This window comes from Streptosporangium sp. CA-135522, assembly GCF_050949235.1.
Lineage (GTDB): Bacteria > Actinomycetota > Actinomycetes > Streptosporangiales > Streptosporangiaceae > Streptosporangium.
In genome coordinates this window covers 2,437,700-2,461,627 of record NZ_CP192026.1, presented here as the reverse complement: position 1 = coordinate 2,461,627, position 23,928 = coordinate 2,437,700, and the positions used below count along the sequence as shown (strand labels likewise).

Annotated in this window: 18 protein-coding genes; 7 read left to right on the top strand and 11 right to left on the bottom strand. The window is 70.2% G+C overall.

Going from position 1 to position 23,928, the window contains the following annotated elements; genetic code table 11:
• Positions 1-45 precede the first annotated feature (45 nt).
• Positions 46-816: a helix-turn-helix domain-containing protein gene (locus ACQPYK_RS11750; RefSeq protein ID WP_433254067.1), complete on the bottom strand. Its 771-nt coding sequence runs from the start codon at positions 814-816 to the stop codon at positions 46-48.
• 80 nt (positions 817-896) lie between these two features.
• Positions 897-3,416 (bottom strand): DNA translocase FtsK, encoded by a 2,520-nt coding sequence (locus ACQPYK_RS11745; protein ID WP_433254065.1) that lies wholly within the window; start codon positions 3,414-3,416, stop codon positions 897-899.
• A gap of 361 nt (positions 3,417-3,777) precedes the next feature.
• Between ACQPYK_RS11745 and ACQPYK_RS11740 the strand changes: the two genes are divergently transcribed.
• Positions 3,778-5,274 (top strand): sodium:solute symporter family protein, encoded by a 1,497-nt coding sequence (locus ACQPYK_RS11740; protein ID WP_433254063.1) that lies wholly within the window; start codon positions 3,778-3,780, stop codon positions 5,272-5,274.
• 84 nt (positions 5,275-5,358) lie between these two features.
• Here ACQPYK_RS11740 and ACQPYK_RS11735 read toward each other — a convergent pair whose 3' ends face one another.
• The 7 genes from ACQPYK_RS11735 to ACQPYK_RS11705 all read right to left on the bottom strand — a co-directional run bounded on the left by ACQPYK_RS11735 (position 5,359) and on the right by ACQPYK_RS11705 (position 13,607).
• Positions 5,359-5,577, bottom strand: a complete 219-nt coding sequence (locus ACQPYK_RS11735; RefSeq protein WP_433254061.1) for a tautomerase family protein — start codon at positions 5,575-5,577, stop codon at positions 5,359-5,361.
• Between the two features lie 146 nt (positions 5,578-5,723).
• Positions 5,724-6,509, bottom strand: coding sequence for an IclR family transcriptional regulator (locus tag ACQPYK_RS11730; protein WP_433254059.1), 786 nt, complete (start codon positions 6,507-6,509; stop codon positions 5,724-5,726).
• Positions 6,506-7,243, bottom strand: a complete 738-nt coding sequence (locus ACQPYK_RS11725; protein ID WP_433254057.1) for an SDR family oxidoreductase — start codon at positions 7,241-7,243, stop codon at positions 6,506-6,508. The genes ACQPYK_RS11730 and ACQPYK_RS11725 overlap by 4 nt, the downstream gene beginning before the upstream one ends.
• Complete coding sequence (gene kduI / locus ACQPYK_RS11720) at positions 7,243-8,055, bottom strand: 5-dehydro-4-deoxy-D-glucuronate isomerase (protein ID WP_433254055.1); 813 nt, start codon at positions 8,053-8,055, stop codon at positions 7,243-7,245. Before kduI ends, ACQPYK_RS11725 begins: the two co-directional genes overlap by 1 nt.
• Positions 8,056-8,204: 149 nt before the next feature.
• Positions 8,205-11,711, bottom strand: a complete 3,507-nt coding sequence (locus tag ACQPYK_RS11715; protein WP_433254053.1) for a discoidin domain-containing protein — start codon at positions 11,709-11,711, stop codon at positions 8,205-8,207.
• A gap of 228 nt (positions 11,712-11,939) precedes the next feature.
• Positions 11,940-12,830: an NAD-dependent epimerase/dehydratase family protein gene (locus ACQPYK_RS11710; RefSeq protein WP_433254051.1), complete on the bottom strand. Its 891-nt coding sequence runs from the start codon at positions 12,828-12,830 to the stop codon at positions 11,940-11,942.
• Positions 12,831-12,848: 18 nt separating this feature from the next.
• Complete coding sequence (locus ACQPYK_RS11705; RefSeq protein ID WP_433254049.1) at positions 12,849-13,607, bottom strand: IclR family transcriptional regulator; 759 nt, start codon at positions 13,605-13,607, stop codon at positions 12,849-12,851.
• Between the two features lie 207 nt (positions 13,608-13,814).
• Here ACQPYK_RS11705 and ACQPYK_RS11700 point away from each other — a divergent pair, with 207 nt between their 5' ends.
• The 6 genes from ACQPYK_RS11700 (at position 13,815) to ACQPYK_RS11675 (ending at position 20,695) form a co-directional block, all read left to right on the top strand.
• Positions 13,815-15,137: an ABC transporter substrate-binding protein gene (locus tag ACQPYK_RS11700; protein WP_433254047.1), complete on the top strand. Its 1,323-nt coding sequence runs from the start codon at positions 13,815-13,817 to the stop codon at positions 15,135-15,137.
• Positions 15,134-16,066, top strand: a complete 933-nt coding sequence (locus ACQPYK_RS11695; RefSeq protein WP_433254045.1) for a carbohydrate ABC transporter permease — start codon at positions 15,134-15,136, stop codon at positions 16,064-16,066. The genes ACQPYK_RS11700 and ACQPYK_RS11695 overlap by 4 nt, the downstream gene beginning before the upstream one ends.
• Complete coding sequence (locus ACQPYK_RS11690; protein WP_433254043.1) at positions 16,066-16,926, top strand: carbohydrate ABC transporter permease; 861 nt, start codon at positions 16,066-16,068, stop codon at positions 16,924-16,926. The genes ACQPYK_RS11695 and ACQPYK_RS11690 overlap by 1 nt, the downstream gene beginning before the upstream one ends.
• 3 nt (positions 16,927-16,929) lie before the next feature.
• Positions 16,930-17,835, top strand: coding sequence for a 5-dehydro-4-deoxyglucarate dehydratase (locus ACQPYK_RS11685; protein ID WP_433254041.1), 906 nt, complete (start codon positions 16,930-16,932; stop codon positions 17,833-17,835).
• Between the two features lie 91 nt (positions 17,836-17,926).
• Complete coding sequence (locus ACQPYK_RS11680) at positions 17,927-19,186, top strand: glucarate dehydratase family protein (RefSeq protein WP_433254039.1); 1,260 nt, start codon at positions 17,927-17,929, stop codon at positions 19,184-19,186.
• Positions 19,187-19,327: 141 nt separating this feature from the next.
• Complete coding sequence (locus ACQPYK_RS11675) at positions 19,328-20,695, top strand: hypothetical protein (RefSeq protein WP_433254037.1); 1,368 nt, start codon at positions 19,328-19,330, stop codon at positions 20,693-20,695.
• A 93-nt stretch (positions 20,696-20,788) separates the two neighbouring features.
• Here ACQPYK_RS11675 and ACQPYK_RS11670 read toward each other — a convergent pair whose 3' ends face one another.
• Entirely contained in the window at positions 20,789-22,474 is a 1,686-nt protein-coding gene (locus tag ACQPYK_RS11670; RefSeq protein ID WP_433254035.1) for a ribonuclease J, read from the bottom strand.
• 155 nt (positions 22,475-22,629) lie between these two features.
• Positions 22,630-23,556, bottom strand: coding sequence for a 4-hydroxy-tetrahydrodipicolinate synthase (dapA, locus tag ACQPYK_RS11665; RefSeq protein WP_433254033.1), 927 nt, complete (start codon positions 23,554-23,556; stop codon positions 22,630-22,632).
• Positions 23,557-23,928: the final 372 nt, after the last annotated feature.

The following is a 23,928-nucleotide window of genomic DNA, read 5'->3' as shown; positions in this document are numbered from 1 at the left end:
TTGGCCACTACCGATGCACCTCCCCCGCCTCAAGCCCGCCTCGGGCTAGCGCGTCTGGGGCGCGGGGGCCTCGTAGGAGCGGTTGAGGATCTGTCCCGAGGGCCCGGCCGTCCCGAGGTTCTTCCCGTTAACCTGCAGCAAGAAGGCTCCGCCGTCGCCGAAGGTGACCTTCACCCCCTTCTTGGCCTTCCACACGGAGGTTTTACCCGCCTCCAGCATGCCGGAGAAGAGTTTTCGTCCTCCGCTCTCCCGCACGTCGATCCAGGACGAGCGCTTGGCCTTGACCTGGAAGACGACCTGGTCGCCTCGCTCGCCGGTGGCCAGCGAGGCCGCCCGGCGCGTCGGGCCCGGCTTGCCGGGCGCGTCCGGCGGAGAGGCCGACGGCGGCGGCACCGCCGGCACCGAGGCCGGACGGACCTCGGCCGTGGGCGTGTCCTCCCCGCCCATCGCCTTGACCACGCCGAACACCACGACGATGGCCAGCGCCACCGCCATGGCGGTCGTCCAGTTGGGCGACCGGTTCTCCCGGATCTTGATGGGCGTGTCGGCCTGGAACACACTGGCCGCCCGCACCGGCAGCGGCACGCCACCGTGCAACTCGTCGTACTCGTGCACCATGGCCTCCGGGTCCAGCCCGACGACCTTGGCGATGTTACGGATGTGACCCCGCGCGTAGAAGTCTCCCCCGCACTGGGAGAAATCGTCCCGTTCGATCGCGTGGATCAGCGCCTCGCGAACGCGCGTGCGCGCGCTCAACTGCCCGACTGTCAGACCCGCCGCTCGACGCGCCTCTGCCAGATCGCTGCCAATACTCATAGCGCACGCCCCCCAGCCCCCGACGTTGCGTAGTGGATCCTATTCAATCAGTAACCGAACGGGGGTCGTACGCTGGGGGGTCATTCTCCGCGCAGGTCAGCCAGGAGGCCGGCGAGCTCGTCGGGTTTGACCATCACCTCCCGGGCCTTCGAGCCCTCGCTCGGACCCACCACGTTCCTGCTCTCCAGCAGGTCCATCAGGCGGCCCGCCTTGGCGAAGCCCACCCGCAGCTTGCGCTGGAGCATCGAGGTGGAGCCGAACTGGGTGGTCACGATCAGCTCGGCCGCCTGGATCAGCAGGTCGAGGTCGTCGCCGATGTCCTCGTCGATCTCCTTCTTGGCGGTCGCGGCGGCGGCCACGTCGTCGCGGTACTCGACCGCCATCTGGGCCTTGCAGTGAGTGACGACCTCGTTGATCTCCTTTTCGGAGACGAAGGCGTTCTGCAGCCGCATGGGCTTGCTCGCGCCCATCGGCAGGAACAGCGCGTCGCCCTGCCCGACCAGCTTCTCGGCGCCGGGCTGGTCCAGGATGACCCGGCTGTCGGCCAGGCTGGAGGTGGCGAACGCCAGCCGGGAGGGCACGTTGGCCTTGATCAGGCCGGTGACGACGTCCACCGACGGGCGCTGGGTGGCGATCACCAGGTGGATGCCGGCGGCGCGGGCGAGCTGGGTGATGCGGACGATGGAGTCCTCGACGTCGCGCGGGGCGACCATCATCAGGTCGGCGAGCTCGTCGACGATGACCAGCAGGTAGGGGTAGGGCTGGTAGACCCGCTCGCTGCCCGGCGGCGGCACGAGCTTGCCCGCGCGCACCGCCTTGTTGAAGTCGTCGACGTGCCGGAAGCCGCTGGCGGCCAGGTCGTCGTAGCGGCGGTCCATCTCGCCCACCACCCACTCCAGCGCCTCGGCGGCCTTCTTGGGGTTGGTGATGATCGGCGTGATGAGGTGCGGGATGCCCTCGTAGACGCTGAGCTCGACCCGCTTGGGGTCGACCAGCACCATCCGGACCTCGTCCGGGGTGGCCCGCATCAGGATCGAGGAGATCAGGCCGTTGACGCACACCGACTTACCGGCGCCGGTGGCGCCGGCGATGAGCAGGTGCGGCATCTTGGCCAGGTTGGCCACGATCGTGCGGCCCTCGACGTCCTTGCCGAGGCCGACGATCATCGGGTGCTGGTCCGCCTGGGCCACCTGGGAGCGCAGGATGTCGCCCAGCGACACCAGGTCCTTGTCGGTGTTCGGGATCTCGACGCCGATGGCCGACTTGCCGGGGATCGGGCTCAGGATCCGCACGTCGGCCGACTTGACCGCGTAGGCGATGTTCTTGGTGAGCGCGGTGACCTTCTCGACCTTGACTGCCGGGCCGAGCTCGATCTCGTAGCGCGTCACCGTCGGCCCGCGGGTGAACCCGATCACCTGGGCGTCGATGGTGAACTGCTCCAGCACGCTGGTCAGCGCGTTGACCACGACGGTGTTGGCCTTGGTCTGCGGCTTGGGCGCGCTGCCCGGACGCAGGAGCTGCGAGTCCGGCAGGGTGTACGGCCCGGCCTGCGGGGAGAGCACCAGCTGCTCCACCTTGCGCGGCGCGGGAGTCGGCTCCGGCGGCTCGGCCCGGCGGACCGGCGGCTCCTCTTCCTCCTCTGCCAGACCGGGCACGATCTCCGGGGAGTGCTCGACGGGCGGCTTGCCCTGCGCGTCGGTGACGACCGGGGTGTCGTAGGGCTTGATGTGGTCGCCGACCTCGGGCCCCTCGTCCGGCTTCTTGCGCGGGGTCCGCTTCCTGGGCGCGCGTGGTGTGGCGGGCAGATCCCTGTTGAAGAGCATGTGCCGGATCTCCGCCAGCCGCTCCGGGATCCGGTGCACCGGCGTGGCGGTGATCACCAGAACTCCGAAGCCGGACAGGATCAGCAGCAGCGGGACGGTGATGAAGGCGGGCAGGATGCTCGCCGGGGGCGCCGAGACGACGAAGCCGATCATGCCGCCGGCGGCCGACACCTTGTCCATGCCGTCGGTGCCGCCTCCCGACGGGTACGGCACGTCGTGCGCGACGTGCACGACGCCGAGAACGCCGATGGTCAGGGCGGACCACCCGATGCTCATCCGGCCGGTGTCGGCGTTCTGGTCCGGGTGGCGCAGCAGCCGCCAGGCCAGCAGCGCCAGCAGGATGGGGATCAGCCAGGCCATCGATCCGAACACGCCGCGCATGACGGCGTTGACCACCTCTGAGACCGCGCCCGTACTGTCCCGCCAGGTCATCGCGGCCAGCACGATCGCCCCGGAGAAGACCGCCAGGCCGAGCCCGTCGCGGCGGTGGACCGGGTCCAGCTCGCGGGCGTTCTGCCCGAGGGCCCGCGCCGCGCTGCCGATGCCACCCGCGAGCAGCATCCAGATCCCCATGAACAGCTTGCCGATCATGGTGAAGACCCAGCCGATCGGGTCCTGGTTCGGGGTGACGGGCCTGCGGGCCGAGGTCGTGGTCTTCGCCCGCGTGGTGGAGACCCGCCTGGCGGGGGCCCTGCGGGGCGAGGAGGACCCGGACCGGCCAGAGGACCCCTTGGCGGGGGTCTTGCCTGAGGCGCCTTTAGACGTACGGGTGGCCATGCTATTGAGGCTAACGAGACGGGTGATGGATCGCGTGGAGGCTCGCCGGAGGAGGTGCGGACCGTACCCGAACGCGCGCGGCGAATCAACGATCGCCACACGGCCCGATCACGCGGCGGAGCGTCGGCGGGGGTGGCGCGTCCACTCCCGCCGCACCCGTCTCCCTTCGGAGCCCGGCTCATCGAGCCTGTCAGGTGGGCTTGAAGATTGTTTCATTACATAGAACATAATCCCTTTAAATGGGAAATCTTCCGAGTCGGCTATCTCCGCACCTCCAAAGAAGCACGTTCTGTCCTATGTATTGACATCATGTTTTATGTAGTGGAACCTCCTCACCAAACAGGACGTTGGGAGGAGACGCATGTCCGCACTCGACTGGTCCGTTCTGGGGGCGTACTTCCTTGTCATGATCGGCATCGGCGTGTGGTCGAAAGGTCGCATCAGGACCGTGGTCGACTTCTTCACCGCGGGGGGCCGGATCCCCTGGTGGCTGTCCGGCGTCTCCCACCACATGTCGGGCTACAGCGCGGTCATGTTCGTGGCGTTCGCGGCGGTCGCCTACACCTACGGCCTGGCCATGTACGTCTGGTGGGCGCTGACCATCGGTATCGGCGTCGGCATCGGCGCGTTCGTCTGGGCGGCCCGGTGGAACCGGCTGCGCTCCAAGCACGGCGTGGTCTCGCCGCTGGAGTATCTCTCCCGCCGCTACGACCTGCCCACCCAGCAGGTGCTGGCCTACAGCGGCGCGCTGCTGAAGGTCGTGGACATCGCGGCCAAGTGGGTGGCGATCTCCATCCTGCTCAGGGGTTTCGCGGGAATCCCGATCCAGTGGGGCATCGTGGTCACCGGGGCCGTCACCCTCGTCTACATCACGGCCGGCGGCCTGTGGGCCGACGTGCTGACCGACTTCGGGCAGTTCGTCATCCAGGGCGTCGCGGGGGTCGCCATGTTCGCCGCGATCATGGGACACCTGGACGGCGTCGCGACGCTGTGGACGATGTGGGACAGGCTGCCGCCGGGGCACGGCGATCCGTTCGCCGGGCCGTACACGACGACGTTCTTCCTCGCCCTGCTGTTCATCAAGACCTTCGAGTACAACGGCGGCATGTGGAACCTGGCCCAGCGCTACATGGCCTCCCCCTCGGGCTCGGCGGCCAGGCGCTCCGCACTGCTGTCCAGCGCGCTGTGGCTGGTCTGGCCACTGGTGCTGTTCATCCCGATGTTCGCCGCGCCGCTCATCGTGCCGGGCCTGGCCGACGCCGAGGAGGCCTACGTCCGGCTGGCCCAGACCCTGCTGCCGCAGGGCGTGATCGGACTGGTGCTCGCCGGATTCTTCTCGCACACCATGGCCATGGTCGCCTCCGACGCCAACGTGATCTCCTCGGTCATCACCAGGGACATCGCACCGGTGATCGTCCGCAGGGTGCGCGAGCTCTCCGCGCGGGCCGAGCTGACCTTCGCCCGGGTGACCACGTTCACCTTCGTGCTGGTCAGCATGGCGATCGCGATCCTGACCGAAGGCGAGGGCGTCGTCCTGAAGATCGTCGTCGATCTGGTCGCGGCCACGATGGGACCGATCTCGATCCCGCTGATGCTGGGCATGCTGCCCTGGTTCAAGCGGAGCGGCCCGACGGCGGCGATCACTTCCTGGGCGGCGGGTCTGGGCGTCTGGGCATGCGTCAAATGGATCGTCGAATCCAAGGACACCACGATGGTGGTCGGGGTGCCGCTGGTCACCTCGCTGGTCCTCTACGTGGCGATCGGGCTGCTGAAGCCGGAGAACCGGCACGACCGCGACGCCCTGGTCGACTCGCTCGGCGCCGACCCCGGCTCCGAGCGGGCCGCCGCGACCGCCTGAGGGCCACCGGCGCGCGCGGCCGTCGCCGGGCAGCGTCGGACGGCATGAGGAGGGGCCGGGTCCGCCCGGCCCCTTTCCCCGCGCCTACTTGTCCGCCTCCAGGACGCCGCCGTTGGCCACGTCGGTCTTCTCGATCTCCGAGAAGACGATACGCACCGCCTCGGGGCGGACTTTCAGGATGCCCACGGCGGCCTCCGTCACCGCGGTGACGAACTCGCGGCGCTGGTCGAGGGTCCGGCCCGAGAGCAACTCGACGGTGATGTTCGGCATGCTGTCCTCCCGCTGCACGATGTTGCATGACATGAGATCACATCCCGTTACATGAAACAAGGAGTCGACGCGGGCGACGGAACGCCGGGCGAGCCGCCTACGCGGCCCGGAAGCCCTGCCCGTCCGAGGCCCACCTTTCGTCCCCCCGGCGGCCGGCCCGTGGCCCGCCTCGCGACATGTCAGCGGTGGGCGGCGGGTGCCGGGGCGCCGAGGGCGAGGGAGACCTCACGGGCGGCCGCGACGACCTCGGGCGCGAACTGCTCGACGTCGTCGCGGCTCATGTCCATGGCGAGGGCGGAGATCGAGATGCCGCCCAGCACCTGGCCGGTGTGGTCGAAGACCGGGGCCCCCACGCACAGGACCCCGGGAAGGTTCTCCTCGTCGTCCAGCGCGTAGCCCCGGGCGCGCACCTCGGCGAGATGGGCCAGCAGGCCTTCCACGGTCGTCAGCGTCTTGGGAGTCATGCCGGGCAGACCCGTGCGGGCGCAGACGGCGCGGACCTCCTCGGCGGAGAGCTGGGCGAGCACGGCCTTGCCGATGGCGGTGCAGTGCAGGCGCAGGCTCATGCCGACGCGCGAGGGCATCTGGTACGGCCGGCGGCCTTCGAGCTTGTCGACGTAGACCGCCTCGTCACCGCTGCGGATCGCGAAGTGCGTGGTGTAACCCGTGCGTTCGTGCAGGACGCTCAGCGCCCCGGAAGCCTGGCGGGCCGGGTCGAACCGGCTCATGACACGACCCGCCAGGGTGAGGATGCGGGGACCCGGTTCGTAGCCCCCGTTCCCGTCGGGCCGCGCGAACCCCCACTCGACCAGCGACTGAAGGATGCGATGGACGGTCGACTTGGACACACCCGTCGCCACGGCGATGTCGGTGACGCGGTGGTGCTCGGCGATCGCCTCCAGCACCGCCAGCGCCTTGTCGATGGAACTGCCTTCCCTGACCACGATCGTGAGCCTACTGGTCAACGCGCCAACCAGCCTCCGTCCACCGCCAGCACATGACCGTTGACGTAGTCGGAGGCGCCGGACGCAAGGAAGACCGCGGCGCCCACGAGGTCCTCCGGCTCGCCCCAGCGGCCCGCCGGGATGCGCCCTCTGATCTCGGCCTCCCGGACGGGGTCCGCGCGCAGCCGCTCGGTGTTGCCGGTCGCGATATAACCCGGGGCGATGGCGTTGACCTGCACCCCGCGGGCCGCCCACTCGCACGCCAGGGCTCGGGTGAGCCCCGCGACGGCGTGCTTGGCCGCCGTGTAGCCGGCGACGTTGACGCCTCCCTGGAAGGACAGCATGGAGGCGATCATGATGATCTTCCCGGAGCCCCGGGCGAGCATCCGCGCGCCGACGGCCTGGCTGAGCAGGAAGGTCGCGTCGAGGTTGACGTCGAGCACCTCGCGGAAGGCGGCGTGGGAGTGCTCGGCGGCGGGTGCCCTGCGAATGATCCCCGCGTTGTTGACCAGCACGTCGATCGGTCCCAGACGCCCGGCCGCCTCGACGATGCGGCCGGGATCGGACAGGTCGAGGATCCACCGGCCGGCCCGCCTGCCGGTCTTGCGCACCTCGGCCTCGACCTCGTCCAGGCCGTCGTCGCGCCCGTGCAGCACGATGTCGGCCCCCGCCTCGGCCAGGCCCACCGCGAGGGCCCGGCCGATCCCGGTCCGCGCGCCGGTGACGAGGGCGGTCTTGCCCTCCAGGGAGAACATCAGCGCATCTCGCCGATCGCGACCTGCTCCATGTCGTCGAAGGCCTGGTTCTCCCCGCCCATGGCCCAGACGAAGGAGTAGCTGTGCGTGCCGAATCCGCAGTGCACCGACCAAGGCGGCGAGATCACCGCCTGGCGGTCGGCGACCACCAGGTTGCGGGTCTCGTCGGGCCGGCCCATCAGGTGGATCACCCGCTGGTCCCCGGGCAGGTCGAAGTAGAGGTAGATCTCGGTCCTGCGCTCGTGGGTGTGGCAGGGCATGGTGTTCCACATGCTGCCGGGCTCCAGCACGGTCACGCCCAGCACGAGCTGGCAGCTTTGGATGCCCTTGGCGTGAACGTACTTGTAGATCGTGCGGTCGTTGGAGCCCTCCCGGCCGCCCAGCCGGACCGGCTCGGCGTCCTCCAGGGTGGCCCTGACCGTCGGGTGGCCGGTGTGCGCGGGGGTGGAGACCAGGTAGAACACGCCGCCCTCGAAGCTCACCTCACGGGCCCCTCTGCCGACGTAGAGACACTCCTTGGGAGCCAGCTCGTACGGCGTGCCGTCCACCGTCACCACTCCGGCCTCGCCCACGTTGACCACACCGAGTTCGCGGCGCTCCAGGAAGTGCTCCGCTCTGAGCGGGTCGGGGCAGGGCAGCTCGAGCGGCCCGTCCCCGGGCAGCGCGCCACCGACCACGACGCGGTCCTCGTGGGAGTAGAGCAGGCGGACCTCCCCGGGCACGAAGAGCTGCTCCGCCAGGAACCGGCGGCGTAGCCAGTCGGTCGTCGCGCCGGGGATCTGGTCGGGTGCCGTGGCGTGCCGTACCTCCATCGACCCTCCATGTGTTCTATTACATGAAATTGAAGGCTGCTACATAGAACAAATTGAGCATACAACGCCGCCTTTCCCGGCGCATCCGCCGAAAAGCGCCGCCGGCAGGAAAGGGCTCCCGCCGTACCCGGTGGGAGCCCCGCAGACCGTCAGGGAGTGACGGGGATGTTGGTCAGGCCCTTGCCGCCGGTGGAGGTGTTGGAGGAGTACACGACGTTCTTGGCGGAGCAGGACGACTGGTTGTTGACGTGGATCGCGTAGCCGGGAGCCGCGCCGAGGTCGAACCGGTTGGCGCGGAAGACGTTCCCGCAGCCGTAGGGCGAGTAGACCGTCTGCACCCGAGCGCCCTCGGTGTAGGGGTTCACCCCGGTGTTGGACTCGATCAGGTAGCCGTCGCCTTTGATGTCCAGCCAGCTGTCGCCGGAGTTCTGGTTCTGCTCGCCGGTGCCGTCGAAATGGTTGCCGCGGATGACACCGCCGTCGGTGCCCTCCTTGGCGTCGACGGCCTCGGCGGCGACGTTCGGGCCGATGGTGTTGCCGATCACCTGCACGTCGCGGGTGCGGTCGACGCCGTCGGAGCCGCCGAAGCACGACCAGTTGCTGTTGGCCGAGCCGATGTAGACGCCCTCGCCGTACTGCGGCTTGACCGTTCCGACGTCGGTGACCGTCGAGTTCCTGATCACTCCGCCGGAGCTGCCCTTGCGGAAGTGGACGCCCTCCTCCTGGATGTGGTGGACGTACACCCCGTCGATCACCGTGTCCACGGCGCCGTCCATGACGATGCCCTTCTTGGAGTCGCGCACGGTGAAGCCGGTCAGGCGCCAGTGCCCGGCCCCGTTCAGGTGGAGGCCGTAGGCCAGGTGACCGGACGGGCAGCCGGAGGCGGCGTCGAGGTGGTCGTTCTCCAGCACCGCGTTCCGCGACCCGGTCAGGGTGATGGGGGCGGTGGCCGTACCGGAGACGGTGGCGACGAACTCGTCCTTGTAGACGCCGTCGGCCAGCTTGATCACATCACCCGCGCGGGCGCCGGCGAGCGCGGTCTTGAGCTGGGCCGGGGTGCCCACCTCGACCACGCGACCGCCGCCGGTCGGGGTCGGCGTCGGCGTGGGGGTGGGGGTGGGGGTGGGGGTGGGGGTGGGGGTGGGCGTGGGGGTGGGGCTCGGCGCGGGCGTGCCGCCGGGCCCGTACAGTTCCAACTCGTTCACGGTGAACCCGCCGGTCCCGGCGAACTGGCTGCCGTAGAGCTGGAGGTACCGGGTGGTGACGTCGACGGTCACCTCGTCCGTCCCGCCGTCCAGGCCGGTGCCGTTCTGGAAGGTGCTCCAGCCGCTTCCGTCGGAGGATCTGCGGAATTTGTAGGAGGTGCCGTAGCCGCTCCCCCATCGGACCACGATCCTGGTGATCCGCTGGGGCGAGCCGAGGTCGACGTTGATCCAGTTGGGCTTGGCCGTGGAGGACTGCCAGGCGGTGGCGGGGTCGCAGTCGACGGCTCTGGCGGCGGTGGCGGCACCCGAGTAGACGGTGACGGCCCTGCCGCAGGCCAGGTTCCCGGCCGGTCCGGTCACGGTCGGCGTGGGAGTCGGCGTGACGGTCGGCGTGGGCGTGACCGTGGGAGTCGGCGTGACCGTGGGGGTGACGGTCGGCGTGGGAGTCGGCGTGGTCCCGCTCTTGAGGAACAGCGAGCCCGTGCCGTCGGTCCCGGTGGCGTTCACCCCAGAGTCGGGTGCCGCGGAATAGTCCACGGTCTCGCGGGAGGCCCAGTCCGGGATGGTCGTCCCGCCGGTCGCCAGGTGGGCGAAGACCGCCGGGTCGGCCGCCGAGCTGCCGAACTGGTAGATCCGCCGCCGGTCGGCGTAGGGGGCGAAGTCCGTGTACGGGCCGCCCGCGCCGGTCTGCTTGCGCAGCGTGTTTCCGTAGAAGACGTTCTGCGGGCCGGAGGATCCCGACCACTTCAGCGCCTTGGGTCCGGCGCCCCACCAGATGGGCCACCACGTCGAGTCGTCGGGCGCCGAGCCGCCCTCGTCACCACAGTTGGAGCGGCAGTTCTTGGACGCGTGCTCGAACGGCACGTTCACCGTGTTGCCCTCGAAGAGGTTTCGCCGTTCCCAGCCACCGTGCAGGTTCAGGTCGGAGTCGAGGTCGTTGCCGAGGGCCACGTTGCCGGACGCCGACCACTGGAAGGTGAAGTGGCGCAGGTTGCGGCTGGTGTTTCCGGCGTAGAGGGAGTCCCAGACCCGCGAGCCCCGGAAGTAGCCGTTGCCTCCCTTGCCCTTGTTCCACGAGCCGTCCAGAGTCGTCTCCTGGACCTGGACGTTCTTGGCGTTCTCCGTCACCACCGGGTGCGAGCCGGTCATGTCGGTGTGCACGCGCCGGATCCAGGAGTTCACCGCCCACTTGAGCACGATGCCGTGCAGGGCGTATTCGGGGGCCATGTTGCCGTAGTCGTGCACGGTGTCGGCCCGGTTCAGCGCGTAGGTCCCGCCGCCGAGCTTCGGCAGACCGGTCATGTCCTGGCCGATGGTCAGGTCCTCGATGCCGACCCCCTGAACGACCTTGAGCGGGGTGACGCGGCTGGGATAGGTCGTGCCGCCGATCGCGGCGGAGCCGTCGGAGGTGGAGTCCACCGGCAGGTCGAACTCCAGGGGCTTGTCGATCGTGACGGTCCTGGCCGCGGTGTCGACGGCGGAGATCTGGAAGATCTGCGCCCGCATGTGCTGGTTCAGGTATCGGGTGGAGTCGGTGGCGGTCTGCCGCTGGTAGAACTTCACCGAGTTGGCCGCGCCCACCCATAGGTAACCGCCGGCCTTGAAGTTCGTCATGGAGGCGTTGTTCGCCAGGTGGATGAGCCTCTCCCCGGTCAGCGCGGAGAACCCGGCGGCCTTGGCGCGCAGCGCCACTCCGCCCGCCCAGTGCTGGTTGACGCTGCCCTCGAACAGGTCCTTGCGGTCGGCCGGGGCCGCGGCGTACTCGCCGGCGTATTTGGCCGCCACCTCCCGGGTCTGTACCCGGAACAGGCCGCGGCCCGGCCAGATCCAGCCGCCCTTGGCCGATCCCGAGGTCATGCCGTCCTCGTCCCAGTCGCTGCCGTCCGGGGTGAGGCTGTCGTAGCGGGTGTTCGCGTCGGGCCGGAAGACCACCGAGGTCCGCCCCGCCCCGGCCCCGCGGATCACCAGGTAGTCGGCGTCGAGGGCGATCTGCCTGCCGACGTCGATCCACCCGGCGGGCAGGGCGATCAGGGAGAGCCTGGCGTAGCCGGCGCCCGGCGAGCAGGCCGTCCGGACGTGGTCGACGGCCTGTTGCAGGCCGGTGGAGTCGTCGGCGCCGTCGTCGGGCCGGACCCCGTAGGTGGTGGCCAGCTCGGCGGCGGTGATCTGGCAGGCGCCGTCGGGGTTGATCTCGTCCGGTCCGGGGAGGGCGGCTCCACCCCGGTATCCGGCCTTGCTCCAGTCGGGAAGGCCGGGCACGGGTGCGCGCCGGTTGGCGCTGGTCAGGTCGGGCAACTGCGCGGCCGCCTCCTGGACGGTGGCCGTCGAGGCGCCCATCGCCGGGGGATCCGCGCCCGGCAGGACCGAGGCCAGGGCGAGTGCTGTGAGGGTGGCGGTGGTCGAGACGACGGCGGCGGAGCGCCACGATCGCGGGGGGTGCGTGGTGGGCATGTCGCGTTCCTAGGTCGGTCCCGCCCCGGACTCTGCCGGGGCGGGGACGTGGGGCGCACGCTGTGGGGACTGACCGCGGTTGACGAGGAACGTACGACCCGCGCGAAGACGAAGTCAAGTTAGTAAAGTTTATTTACAAGCATGAACGCCCATTACGTGGCAAACCAACCCATTAGTACATGAATCAGCGGGAATTTGGCCGCCCGGGACACCGCCCGGCTCAAAGTCCTACCAGGAGCCGCCAAGTTCGCGGGTGCAGAAGACCCCGCCCACCAGGGCGTGGACGGGGTCGGCGAGGTCGGGTTCGCCGTGCGCGGCGATCAGGGCGGCCGCGTACGGCTCGGCGTCGTCCTCGGGGTGGTAGCCGATGGCCCGGCCCTCCTCCAGCGACCACCAGCGGCGGGTGTTGGCCGAGACCCCCCACACCACGTGGAAGCCCGTGGCGGCGAGGGACGCCTCCACCAGCCTGGCGCAGTCACCGGGCGACAGCCAGGTGGACAGCCCCCGGGTGTCCGCCGGGCTCTCGGCGCAGGAGCCCAGCCTGATCACCACGACGTTCATGCCGAACCGGTCGTGGTAGAGGCTGCCGAGCGCCTCCATCGCGACCTTGCTGACCCCGTAGAAGGTGTCCGGCCTGGGGAACAGGTAGTCGGGGGCCTCGGCGGGCCGTGCCGTACCGGACGTGCGCGCGAGCGCCCGATGACCGGAGGGAGGCTGCGGCGCGTCCGGCGCTCGCAGGTCGCGGGCGGCAGACCGCACCGCACCGGGCGTGCGGGGATGGAAGCCGACGGCGTGATGGCTTCCCGCCAGCACGACGTGCCGGACGCCGGCCCGGCGGGCGGCCTCCAGCAGGACGTAGGTGCCGTGGACGTTGACGTGGAGGGTGTCGGCCCAGGGCCGCTCACGGCTGAGCCCGCCCAGGTGGACCACCGCCACCACCCCCCTCATGGCCGCCGCCACGGCCGCCTCGTCGGTCAGGTCGGCCGTGACCGCCTCCTCCCCCGGCTCGGGGTCGACCGGGACGAGGTCGAGCAGGCGCAGCGTCCGGCCAGGCCGGGCGAGGCGGGGGCGGAGCATGGCGCCGACGCGCCCGGCGGCGCCGGTGACGAGAACACGCATGATCATCTCCCTTGAGGGTCAGACGGCACCGTTGCGCAGCAGCTCGGTGATCTGCCGGGCGGCCTGCACCAGCGTGGCGACGATGTGTTCGCGGTGGGCCTCGTCGAGGCGGGCCAGCGGCACGGACGCGCTGATCGCGTCGGTCACCGGCACCCGGTACGGCAGGGCCACCGCGAAGCATCCGAGGCCTGGCACGTTCTGCTCGCACTCGCTGGCGTAGCCGTTCGCCCGTGCCTGTTCCAGCTCGGCCAGGAGCAGGTCGCGGTCGGTGGTGGTGTGCGGGGTGAGGGGGGCCAGCACCTCGGGCACCAGCTCGGCCGCCTCGGGGTGCTGGGACAGGACCGCCCGGCCGAGAGCGGTGGCGTAGGCGGGCTGCCTGCGCCCCACCCGCGAGGTGAAGCGCAGGTGGTGCTGGGACTCACGGCTGGCGAGGTAGACCATGTCGGCGCCGTCCAGCCGGGCCAGGTGCACGGTCTCGTTGATTTCTCCCCTGACCTGCTCCAGGACGAGCGCGGCGGCCCTGACCACGGGGTCGCGGTCGAGGTAGGAGGTGCCGACGAGCAGGGCGCGCACGCCGATGCCGTAGGCGGAGCCGGCGAGGTCGCACTCGACCCAGCCCCGGCCGATCAGGGTCTGCAACAGCATGTAGAGGCTCGACTTGGGATAGCCCAGCTCGCGCTGGAGCTCGGCGAGGGTCAGCCACCGATCGGCCCGCGCCAGCGCCTCCAGCAGCTCGACCGTGCGATCGGCCGACTTGACGGGTGCCCGCACATCCATCCCCACTCCTCTGTCCTGACGACTGCTCGTCTGCCCTGACGGCTGCTTCACGGTCACCGTCACGAATGCCGCCGCGGCGTTTCGCCGAGACCGCGCCGATGCAACAAGCGCGTTACGCGCTATTGACACCACCTGAGGTGATTTTTACAGTTGCCGCACGCTGTTCACAAATCTGACCAACGTTCATATTTATGAATGGAGTGCGAGATGCCCACCCCCCGCGGCCTCATGGCCGGGCTAGCGCTCGTCAGCCTCACCGCCGGCCTCACTGTCGGCGCCACCGCCTGCGGCTCGTCCGCGTCCGAAGATGACAAGGCCCTCGAACTGTGGACCCGCTCCACGCCCGCCTCCGCCGAGGTCTACAAGAAGGTGATCGCCGCCTTCACCGCCAGGACCGGCGTCAAGGTCGACTACGTCCCCGTCTACGAGAACTTCGAGAAGAAGATCCAGGAGGCCGCGGCCGCCAGGGACCTGCCCGACGTGGTGATCAACGACGTCAGCCTGCTCGGCCCCGCGGTCGGCCAGGGCCTGGTCGTGCCCGTCGACAAGGCCTCGATCGCCGGTGCCGGGGACACCCTCGATCGCGCGTGGAGCCAGGCCAGGGCCGCCGACGGCAGGTTCTACGGCGTGCCGTTCTCCGTCCAGGCCATGGCCACCTTCATCCGCAGGGACTGGCGCGAGAAGCTCGGCAGGGACCTGCCGAGGACCTGGGCGGAACTCGTGACCCTGGCCAGGGACTTCCAGACGAAGGACCCCGACGGCAACGGCCGGGACGACACCTACGGCATGGTCGTACCCGCCTCCACCGAACGCGGCTACACGGCCTGGTGGGCCGCCTCCTACCTGTGGCAGGGCGGCGGCGACTTCCTCACCGAGTCGGGCGGCCGGTTCACCCCGGCCATCGACCGGCCCAAGGCCGTGGAGTCGGTGAAGTGGATGCAGGACCTGTTCTGCAAGGACAAGGTCGTCGTCCCCGGCGCGCTCACGCTCATCACCGACGACGCCCACCCGTTCTTCGAGACCGGCAAGGCGGGCGTCTACCTGACCGGCCCGTGGATGATGGGCCGCTTCGACAAGAATCTCGGCAAGGACAAGTACGAGGTCATCGCCTCCCCTGCCGGGCCCGAGGGCCAGGCCGTGCTGGGCGAGGGCGAGAACGTCTACCTGATGGCCGGGTCGAAGAAGACCGCCGAGCAGAAGAAGCTGGCCGAGTTCCTGATCAGCGCCGAGGGCCAGCGGCTCGGCATGAACACCGACCAGCCCAACCCCGTCGTCCGGCTCCCCGTCAACAAGGGCGTCGACGTGCTCGCCGAGCGCAAGGACGAGCGGTGGGCGACGGTCAAGCAGGTCTACGAGGGCTCCGGCAGGCTGTTCCCGCAGGTGCCGAACTGGCAGCCGTTCCGTCAGAAGACCGCCGAGACGCTGAACTCGCTCTTCGCCACCTGTGACGCGGACGTGCAGGGCGCGCTCACCAAGCTGGCCGGAGACTACCGCGCGGAGTTGGCCGAACAGAAGGTCTCCACCGGATGACCATGACCCGTCGCGTCTCCCGTACGGCCGCCGCCGGCCGTACGGGCACCTCCCGCGAACGGTCGAGGCGCCGCCGCCCGCCCCTCCACTGGATGTTCCTGGCCCCGGCCCTGTTGCTCTTCCTGTATTTCAAGTACGTCCCGATGGCCCAGGGTGTGTGGCTGAGCTTCTTCAAAGTCCAGCCGTTCCTGGGCGACGAGTGGCTCGGCCTGGAGAACTACCGGCAGGTGTTCACCGACGAGTCCTTCCGCAGGGCCGCCGGCCACACCCTCGTCCTGGCGGTCGCGCAGACCGCCGGGGCCATGCTGGTGGGATTCGTGCTGGCGCTGCTGCTGGAGGGCAGGGCGCGCACGCTCTGGTTCGTGCGCTCGGCGGCGTTCCTCCCGGTGGTCGCGGCCGTCGCGGTCGTCGGCGAGGTATGGCGGCTGCTGTACTTCCCCGGCGGCGAGGGCATGCTCAACATCGTGCTCGGCTGGTTCTCAGCCGGCCCCCAGGGCTTCCTGGACGACCCCGGCTCGGCGCTGTGGTGGGTGATCGTCGTCGGAATCTGGAAGCACGCGCCGTACGACATGATGATCATCCTGGCCGGGCTCGCCGGGATCGACCGGCAGCTCTACGAGGCGGCGTCCCTGGACGGGGCCACGCTCGGGCAGCGCATCCGCCACGTGACGCTGCCCGCCCTGCGGCCGGTCGTGACGATCCTGACGACCCTCGCCTGCATCCGCGGCCTGCGGGTGTTCACCGAGGTCTTCGTGCTCACCGCGGGTGGCCCGGCCGGATCCACCGACGTGGTCATGACGCGGATCTACTCGCTCGGGTTCGAGTCGGGCGACATCGGCTTCGCCTCCGCGGGCTCGGTGGTGCTGTTCGTCACCACGCTGGTCCTCACGGTCGCGGTCACCCTCTACCGCAGGCGGAAGGAGACCTGATGTTCGACACCACGCTCGGCTGGGGATGGGGGCGCGGGCATCCCGTCGCCACCGGGACCCGGATCCTGCTCTACGCCGCGGTGATCGTGGTCTTCTGCGGACCGCTGCTGGCGGTCTTCTCCGGGGCGTTCGACGCCGCCGCCGACCCCACCCGGATGTCACTGATCCCCCGAAACCCCACGCTGGAGAATTTCAGAGTCGCCGCCGACCAGGGCTTATGGGGATATTTCATGAACTCGGTGGTCATCGCCGGCGGGGCGCTGCTGCTGCAGGTGTCGGTCAGCGTGTTCTCCGCCTACGCCCTGGCCCGCAGGCGCTTCCGCGGGCAGGCGTTCGTGCTGCTGGCGATCCTCGCCACGATGATGCTCCCCGAGGAGGTCATCGCGATCCCTCTCTCCCTGGTCCTCGGCGACCTGCCGTTGCTCGGTCTCGACCTGCGCGGCACGATGCTCGGCGTGATCCTGCCGCTGGGCGGCTGGGGATTCTCCATCTTCGTGCTCAGCGAGTTCATGAAGGAGATCCCGGTGGAGCTGGAGGAGGCCGCCCGGGTCGACGGTGCGAGCGAGATGCGGATCTTCGGGCAGATCGTCCTGCCGCTGTGCCGTCCTGCCCTCGGTGTCATCGTCATCTTCGGCTTCACCATGATCTGGGACCAGTATCTGCTCCCGCTGATCGTGGCCCGCACGCCCGACGACTACACCCTGACCGTCGCGCTCGCCTCGCTCCGGTCGGATCCGAACGTCGGGCCCGGTGCCTTGCTCGCCGGCGCTCTGCTGGCGCTGCTGCCCAGTCTGATCGTCTATTTCGCCTTCCAGCGCACCTTCCTGTCAGGACTGGTCGCGGGCGCGGTGAAAGGTTGATACATGCGTCTTGACGGTGTTCTCTTCTTTCCGGTGACCCCCTTCGACGGCGACGGCGGCCTGGCCTGCGAGATGCTGGCCGACCACGTGGCCGAAGGGGTCGCGTCCGGCGCGGGAGGGGTGTTCACCGCGTGCGGAACGGGTGAGTTCAACGCCCTGAGCCTCCGGGAACACGAACGGGCGGTCGCCGTCGCGGTGTCGGCGACCGCGGGCCGGGCCCCGGTGCTGGCCGGGGCGGGCGGCGCCCTGCCCTTCGCACGGGAGTGCGCCCGGCAGGCCGCCGCCGCCGGGGCCGACGGCCTGCTGCTGCTCCCGCCGTACCTGGTCAGCGCTCCCGCCGACGGCCTCGTCCGCTACGCCCGCGAGGTAGCCGCCGTCACCGACCTGCCGATCATCGTCTACCAGCGGGCCAACGCCCGCTTCACGCCCGCCGCCGCGGCCGCGCTGGCCCGCATTCCCAACATCACCGGTTTCAAGGACGGCCTGGGCGACCTCGACCTGCTGCAGCGGATCATCCTGGCCGTCCGGGACGCCACCGATCGCGAGTTCACCTTCTTCAACGGCATGCCCACCGCCGAGATGACCGTTCCGGCCTACCGGGGCCTCGGCGTCACCCTGTACTCAAGCGCGGTGTTCTGCTTCGCGCCGGAGGTCGCGCTCGGATTCCACCGGGCCGTCACCGCCGGCGACGAGGTCCTGGTCCAGCGGTTCCTCGGCGAGTTCTACCGCCCACTGGTGGAGCTGCGAGACCTGGTCCCCGGCTACGCCGTCGCGCTGGTCAAGGCGGGGGTACGGCTGCGCGGCCTGGACGTCGGCGGGGTCAGGGCCCCGCTGGTCGACCCGGCGCCCGAGCACGTCGCCCGGCTGGAGACGCTGATCGCCACCGGCCTGGACATCGCCGGGACGTGAGGCCGCACGATCCACACCATGACCCGCATCACATCGCCGGGACGTGGGGCCGCACGATCCACACCACGATCCGCATCACGAGGAGCGAGCCATGCTGATCCGGGAGATCCGCGTCACCCCGGTCGCCTTCCGCGACCCTCCGCTGCTCAACGCGGCAGGAGTGCACGAGCCGTGGGCCCTGCGCACCGTGGTGGAGGTCGTCACCGACGAGGGCCTGACCGGTCTGGGGGAGACCTATGGCGACCTGGCCCACCTGACCCGGGTCCGGGCCGCGGCGGACGAACTGGCCGGGCTCGACGTGCACGCCCAGCACGCGATGTACGCGGCGGTGACCCGGTCGGTCGGGGCGGACGTGGTCACCGACAAGCACGGGCTGACCGGCGCCGCCACCCGGGAGAAGACCGTTGACCGGGTCTTCTCCCCCTTCGAGGTGGCCTGCTGGGACATCAGGGGCAAGGCGGCCGGGCGACCGGTCGTGGACCTGCTCGGCGGACCGGTCCGCGAGGCCGTGCCCTACAGCGCCTACCTGTTCTACAAGTGGTCCGGCCACCCTGGCGACCCGGACGACGGCTTCGGGGCGGCGCTCGACCCGGTGGGACTGGTGGAGCAGGCACGGCTGCTCATCGGTGAGCACGGTTTCGGCTCGATCAAACTCAAGGGCGGGGTGTTCCCGCCCGGGGAGGAGATCGAGGCGATCCTCGCCCTGCGTGAGGCGTTCCCCGGCCACCCGCTCCGGCTGGACCCGAACGCGGCCTGGACGGTCGAGACCTCGATCGAAGTGGGCCGGGCGCTCGCGGGGGTGCTGGAATACCTGGAGGACCCGACGCCGGGCATCGAGGGGATGGCCCGGGTCGCCGCCGAGGTCCCGATGCCGCTGGCCACCAACATGTGCGTGGTGACCTTCGAGCACCTGCCCCCGGCGATCCGGCGGGGGGCGATCGGGGTGCTGCTGTCGGACCATCACTACTGGGGCGGCCTGACCCGTTCGACCCAGCTCGCCCGGCTCTGCGCCACGTTCGGCATCGAGCTGTCCATGCACTCCAATTCCCACCTGGGCATCAGCCTGGCCGCCATGACCCACCTCGCCGCCGCGACCCCCAACCTCGGCCACGCCTGCGACACCCACACCCCCTGGCAGGACGGCCAGGACGTCATCGCTCCCGGCGCCCTGCGCTTCGTCGACGGCGCCGTCCCGGTGCCCACGGGTCCCGGCCTGGGGGTCGAGCTGGATCGCGACGCCCTGGCCGTGATGCACGAGCGGTACCTCAAGTGCGGCATCACCGCCCGCGACGACACCTCCTACATGCGACGCTTCGATCCTTCCTTCTCCGCGAGGAGACCCCGCTGGTAGCCGCGTCCACGCCCGAGGAGACCCCGCTCGTCGGTAGCCGCACCCGCGTCCCAGGGAGACCCCGCTCGTCGGTAGCCGCACCCGCGTCCGAACCCGTGAGGAGACCCCACCGATGATCGAACCCGCGAGGAACCCCCGTCGGTGACCGCTCCCGCGCCCGCGCGGAGACCGTCCCCCGCGAACGTGGTCTACGTCTATCCGTGGGACGTCCTGGGTGACCCCGCCGCACCGGGCCGGCTCGCGGCACTCGGGGTGGACGCGGTGGCGCTGACCGCCTCCTACCACTCGGTCAGGGCCGCCACGCCGTACCATCCCCGGCACCGGGTCGTGGACGCCCACGCCGCCTGCTACGTACCGGTCCGCGCCCGGGCCTGGACCGGCCGCCTGGTCCCCGCGACTCCGTCGTGGACGCCGCCGGACGCGTTCGTGCGGGCCAGGGACCTGCTGCGGGCCGAGGGCCTGGCCGTACACGCCTGGACCGTGCTCACCCACAACTCCCTCCTCGGCTCGGCCCACCCCGGCCTGACCGTCCGCAACGCCTTCGGCGACGCCTACCCCTACGCGTTGTGCCCCTCCCGCCCGGAGGTCGTCGAATACTGCCGCACCCTGGTCCGGGAGGTCGTCGAGCTGGGCGAGCCGGACGCCCTGACCCTGGAGGCCTGCGGCCCGCTCGGCTTCCGCCATCCGGGGGCACATGAGAAGACCGAGGGCGCCGACTGGAGAAAGGCCCAGGCCGACCTGCTGTCCCTCTGCTTCTGCACGGCCTGCGCCGCGCGTTACCCCGCGGGAACGCGCGCCCGGGTGCGGGCGGGAGTGGACGGGCCGTCCCGCTCGATGGAGGACGCGCTCGGCGATCTGGCACCGGCCGTACGGCAGGCACGCATCGGACTCGCCTCTAACCTGCGCCGAGCCCTGGTCGCCGAGGCCCGGCGGGTGAGACCCGGCCTGCCGATCAACCTGCACGGCAACTCCGACCCCTGGGCGGCCGGGTCCTTCTCCACGGTCGCGCCGCCCGCCGAGAAGGACGTGGGCCTCGGACCGGAGCACGGCAGGACCGGCGGGCCGGAAAACGGCCAGGTGGCCGGAGAGCGCCCCGGACCAGAGCACGGCAGGACCGACGGGCCGAAGAGCGGCGAGATGGTCGGAGAGCATCCCGGACCGGAGCCCGGGGTGGACGTCCTGGTCGGCAACTGCTGGGGCACCGTGGCATCCGACACCGCCAACCTCGCACGCCTGCGCGCCCTGGCGGACCGGACCACCCGGATCGGCGCCTATCTCCTGATCCTGCCCCCACGCCCCGCCGACTCCGGCGAGCTCCTCCGCCTGATGCGCGCCTACGTCGCCGCCGGAGCGCAGGAGTTCCACATCTACCACGGCGGCCTCGCCTCGGCCGCCCGTCTCGAAGCCGTGACCACCGCCCTGACCGCCTTCCGGACAGGGAGCGACGCCTCCGGCCCCAAGGCGAGACGCGATCGTCGCGGCACGGTTCCTCCGGACGGGATCAGCTGATCACCGGTGAGGCGACGACGGCCGTGATGTCCACCTGCGGACGAGCGTGTGGGCGTGGATCTCGCGAGATCCACGCCCACACCCGCGCCTGTGTCAGACCTCGATCACCACGGGGACGATCATCGGCCGGCGGCGGTAGGTGTCGCTCACCCAGCGCCCGACGGTCCGGCGGACCACGCGGCGGATCTGCTGGACGTCGATCACACCGTCGGCCGCGTGTTCTTCCACGGCCTTCTCGATCTGCGGGAGGACCTCCTCCAGCCGATCGGGGTCGATGCCCGACCCCCTGGCGTGGATCTCCGGGCCGCCGGTCAGCTTGCCGGTGGCGGTGTCGACCACGATGACGACGGAGATGAAGCCCTCCTCGCCCAGGATCCGCCGGTCCTTCAGCGCGAAGTCGGTCACGTCGCCCACCGAGGTGCCGTCCACGTAGACGTAACCGACGGGGACCGCTCCCACGACCTTCGCGCGGCCGTCGAGCAGGTCGACCACGACGCCGTCCTCGGCGATCACGATGTGGTCGTCGGGCACCCCGGACAGCGCGGCGATCTTGGCGTGCGCCCGCATGTGCCGCCACTCGCCGTGCACCGGCATGAAGTTGGACGGCCGGGTCACGTTGAGCAGGTAGAGCAGCTCACCCGCGGCGGCGTGCCCGGAGACGTGCACCTTCGCGTTGCCCTTGTGCACCACGCGGGCGCCCCAGCGGGCCAGCCCGTTGATGACCTTGTTGACCGCGGTCTCGTTGCCCGGCACGAGCGAGGAGGCCAGCAGCACGGTGTCGCCCTCGGCGACCCTGATGGGGTGGTCGCGGTTGGCCATGCGCGACAGCGCGGCCATCGGCTCGCCCTGGGACCCGGTGCAGATCAGCACCACGTCCTCCGGCGGCCAGGTCTCGATCTCCTTGGAGTCGACGATCAGGCCCGGCGGCACCTTCAGGTAGCCGAGGTCGCGGGCGATGCCCATGTTGCGCACCATGGAACGGCCGACCAGCGCGACCTTGCGACCGTGGTGGTCGGCGGCGTCCATGACCTGCTGGACACGGTGGACGTGGGAGGCGAAGCTCGCCACGATCACACGCTTCTCCGCGGTGCGGATCACCTCGTCGATGACCGGCGCGATCTCCCGCTCGCTGGTGACGAACCCCGGCACCTCGGCGTTGGTCGAGTCGGACATCAGCAGGTCGACGCCCTCGGCGCCGAGCCTGGCGAAGCCGCCCAGGTCGGTCAGCCGCCCGTCGCTGGGCAGCTGGTCCATCCGGAAGTCACCGGTGTGCAGGACGATGCCCGCGGGCGTCCTGACGGCGACGGCCAGCGCGTCCGGGATCGAGTGGTTGACCGCGAAGAACTCGCAGTCGAACGGCCCGAACCGGTGCCGCTCCCCCTCGACGACCTCCAGCTTGACCGGCTGGATGCGGTGCTCGGTGAGCTTGGCCTCGATCAGCGCCAGCGTCAGCTTCGAGCCGACGATCGGGATGTCGCGACGTTCCCGCAGGAGGTACGGCACGGCGCCGATGTGGTCCTCGTGCCCGTGGGTGAGCACCACGGCCTCGACGTCGTCCAGGCGATCCCGGATGTATTCGAAGTCGGGCAGGATCAGGTCGATGCCCGGCTGGTCGGGCTCGGGGAACAGCACCCCGCAGTCGACGATCAGCAGGCGACCTTCGTACTCGAACACCGCCATGTTGCGGCCGATCTCACCGAGACCGCCCAGCGCGACGATGCGCAGCGCGCCTTCGGGCAGCGCCGGCGGCGGCCCGAGTTCGGGATGGGGGTGACTCATTCGGCCACACCTCTCTTACAAGCCTCGGCGGATCCCCCGGCGGTCAGGACTGCTCCCTCGCCGAGCACTCCGGCCTCCATCGGACCGCTGTGTCCTCTGTCGCTCAAACTCCCGCTCCTCCCCAATGCGGCCGCTACCGGCCACCACGTTCCTTCTCATGACACAACCCCGTCGGACAGCTTCACGCCGCCCGCGATCAAGTCTTCTCTCAGCCGCGCGACCTGCTCCTCGGTGGCCTCCACCAACGGCAGTCGCGCCGGTCCCGCGGATCGCCCCACCAGGGCCAGCGCCGCCTTCGCCATGATCGCACCGCCGGCCTGCGTCATGATCCCGGAGACCACCGGGAGCAGCCAGCGATGGACGGCGAGCGCGCCGGACATCTCACCCGAGCGATACAGCTCGATCATCGCGGCGATCTCCGCGCCCACGACGTGCCCGACGACGCTGACGCACCCCGCGGCCCCGACCGAGAGCCACGGCAGGTTGAGCGTGTCGTCGCCCGAGTAGAACGCCAGGTCGGTGGCCGCCATCACCTGTGATCCGGCGAACAGATCGGCCTTGGCGTCCTTCACCGCGACGATCCGCTCGTGGCGGGCCAGCCGTAGGAGCGTGTCGGTCTGGATCGGCACACCGCTGCGGCCAGGGATGTCATAGAGCATAACCGGCAGGCCGGTGGCGTCGGCCACGGCGGTGAAGTGGCGGTAGAGCCCCTCCTGCGGGGGCTTGCTGTAGTAGGGCGTCACCAGCAGGAGACCGTGGGCCCCGGCGCGCTCGGCGTCGCGGGCCAGCTCGACACTGTGGTGGGTGTCGTTGCTGCCCGCTCCGGCCACGACGGCGGCGCGGTCGCCGACCGCCTCGACGACGGCGCGCAGGAGGCGCGCCTTCTCCTCGTCCGAGGTGGTCGGGGACTCACCCGTCGTGCCGCTCACGACGAGGCCGTCGTTGCGCTGCTCGTCCACCAGGTAGGTGGCCAGGCGCTGCGCGCCCTCGTAGTCGACCGCGCCGTCGTCGGTGAACGGCGTCACCATGGCGGTGAGCATGCGGCCGAAGGGTGCGTCGAAGGTTCCAGTTGGCGCTGCCATAGACCGAACGGTACCTGGATCCGCCCAAACGGTGGACCCCGCCACCCCGCCTAGCCTCGGGACACGCCCGGACTCAATGGTCGATACCCGTCGAGACACCCCCGCTTCCCGTCGTACGGGGGGATACATCGCGCCGATCGACGACCCTTCGCCTTCGCGGTCGGGGTACGGCCACCGGATCGATGACTGCGCCGCATGAGAGAAAAAAGAAGTAAGAGGATTTATGTCCCCTTTACTGCGGCCCGTACCTGCCGTTCACATCAAAGAGACCGCCGATATGTGCTCGGGGGTACACACATCGACGGCCTCTACCGTTGAATCGCGGATGCTTACGCGGGTGTTACACCGACTCTGAGATATTTTCCGCTACTT

What these genes read in the sequence shown, in the direction of transcription:
- ACQPYK_RS11750 (WP_433254067.1), bottom strand. Translation starts at nt 816, where the DNA reads ATGAGTATTGGCAGCGATCTGGCAGAGGCGCGTCGAGCGGCGGGTCTG.
- ACQPYK_RS11745 (WP_433254065.1), bottom strand. Translation starts at nt 3,416, where the DNA reads ATGGCCACCCGTACGTCTAAAGGCGCCTCAGGCAAGACCCCCGCCAAG.
- ACQPYK_RS11740 (WP_433254063.1), top strand. Translation starts at nt 3,778, where the DNA reads ATGTCCGCACTCGACTGGTCCGTTCTGGGGGCGTACTTCCTTGTCATG.
- ACQPYK_RS11735 (WP_433254061.1), bottom strand. Translation starts at nt 5,577, where the DNA reads ATGTCATGCAACATCGTGCAGCGGGAGGACAGCATGCCGAACATCACC.
- ACQPYK_RS11725 (WP_433254057.1), bottom strand. Translation starts at nt 7,243, where the DNA reads ATGTTCTCCCTGGAGGGCAAGACCGCCCTCGTCACCGGCGCGCGGACC.
- kduI (WP_433254055.1), bottom strand. Translation starts at nt 8,055, where the DNA reads ATGGAGGTACGGCACGCCACGGCACCCGACCAGATCCCCGGCGCGACG.
- ACQPYK_RS11715 (WP_433254053.1), bottom strand. Translation starts at nt 11,711, where the DNA reads ATGCCCACCACGCACCCCCCGCGATCGTGGCGCTCCGCCGCCGTCGTC.
- ACQPYK_RS11710 (WP_433254051.1), bottom strand. Translation starts at nt 12,830, where the DNA reads ATGCGTGTTCTCGTCACCGGCGCCGCCGGGCGCGTCGGCGCCATGCTC.
- ACQPYK_RS11705 (WP_433254049.1), bottom strand. Translation starts at nt 13,607, where the DNA reads ATGGATGTGCGGGCACCCGTCAAGTCGGCCGATCGCACGGTCGAGCTG.
- ACQPYK_RS11700 (WP_433254047.1), top strand. Translation starts at nt 13,815, where the DNA reads ATGCCCACCCCCCGCGGCCTCATGGCCGGGCTAGCGCTCGTCAGCCTC.
- ACQPYK_RS11695 (WP_433254045.1), top strand. Translation starts at nt 15,134, where the DNA reads ATGACCATGACCCGTCGCGTCTCCCGTACGGCCGCCGCCGGCCGTACG.
- ACQPYK_RS11690 (WP_433254043.1), top strand. Translation starts at nt 16,066, where the DNA reads ATGTTCGACACCACGCTCGGCTGGGGATGGGGGCGCGGGCATCCCGTC.
- ACQPYK_RS11685 (WP_433254041.1), top strand. Translation starts at nt 16,930, where the DNA reads ATGCGTCTTGACGGTGTTCTCTTCTTTCCGGTGACCCCCTTCGACGGC.
- ACQPYK_RS11680 (WP_433254039.1), top strand. Translation starts at nt 17,927, where the DNA reads ATGCTGATCCGGGAGATCCGCGTCACCCCGGTCGCCTTCCGCGACCCT.
- ACQPYK_RS11670 (WP_433254035.1), bottom strand. Translation starts at nt 22,474, where the DNA reads ATGAGTCACCCCCATCCCGAACTCGGGCCGCCGCCGGCGCTGCCCGAA.
- dapA (WP_433254033.1), bottom strand. Translation starts at nt 23,556, where the DNA reads ATGGCAGCGCCAACTGGAACCTTCGACGCACCCTTCGGCCGCATGCTC.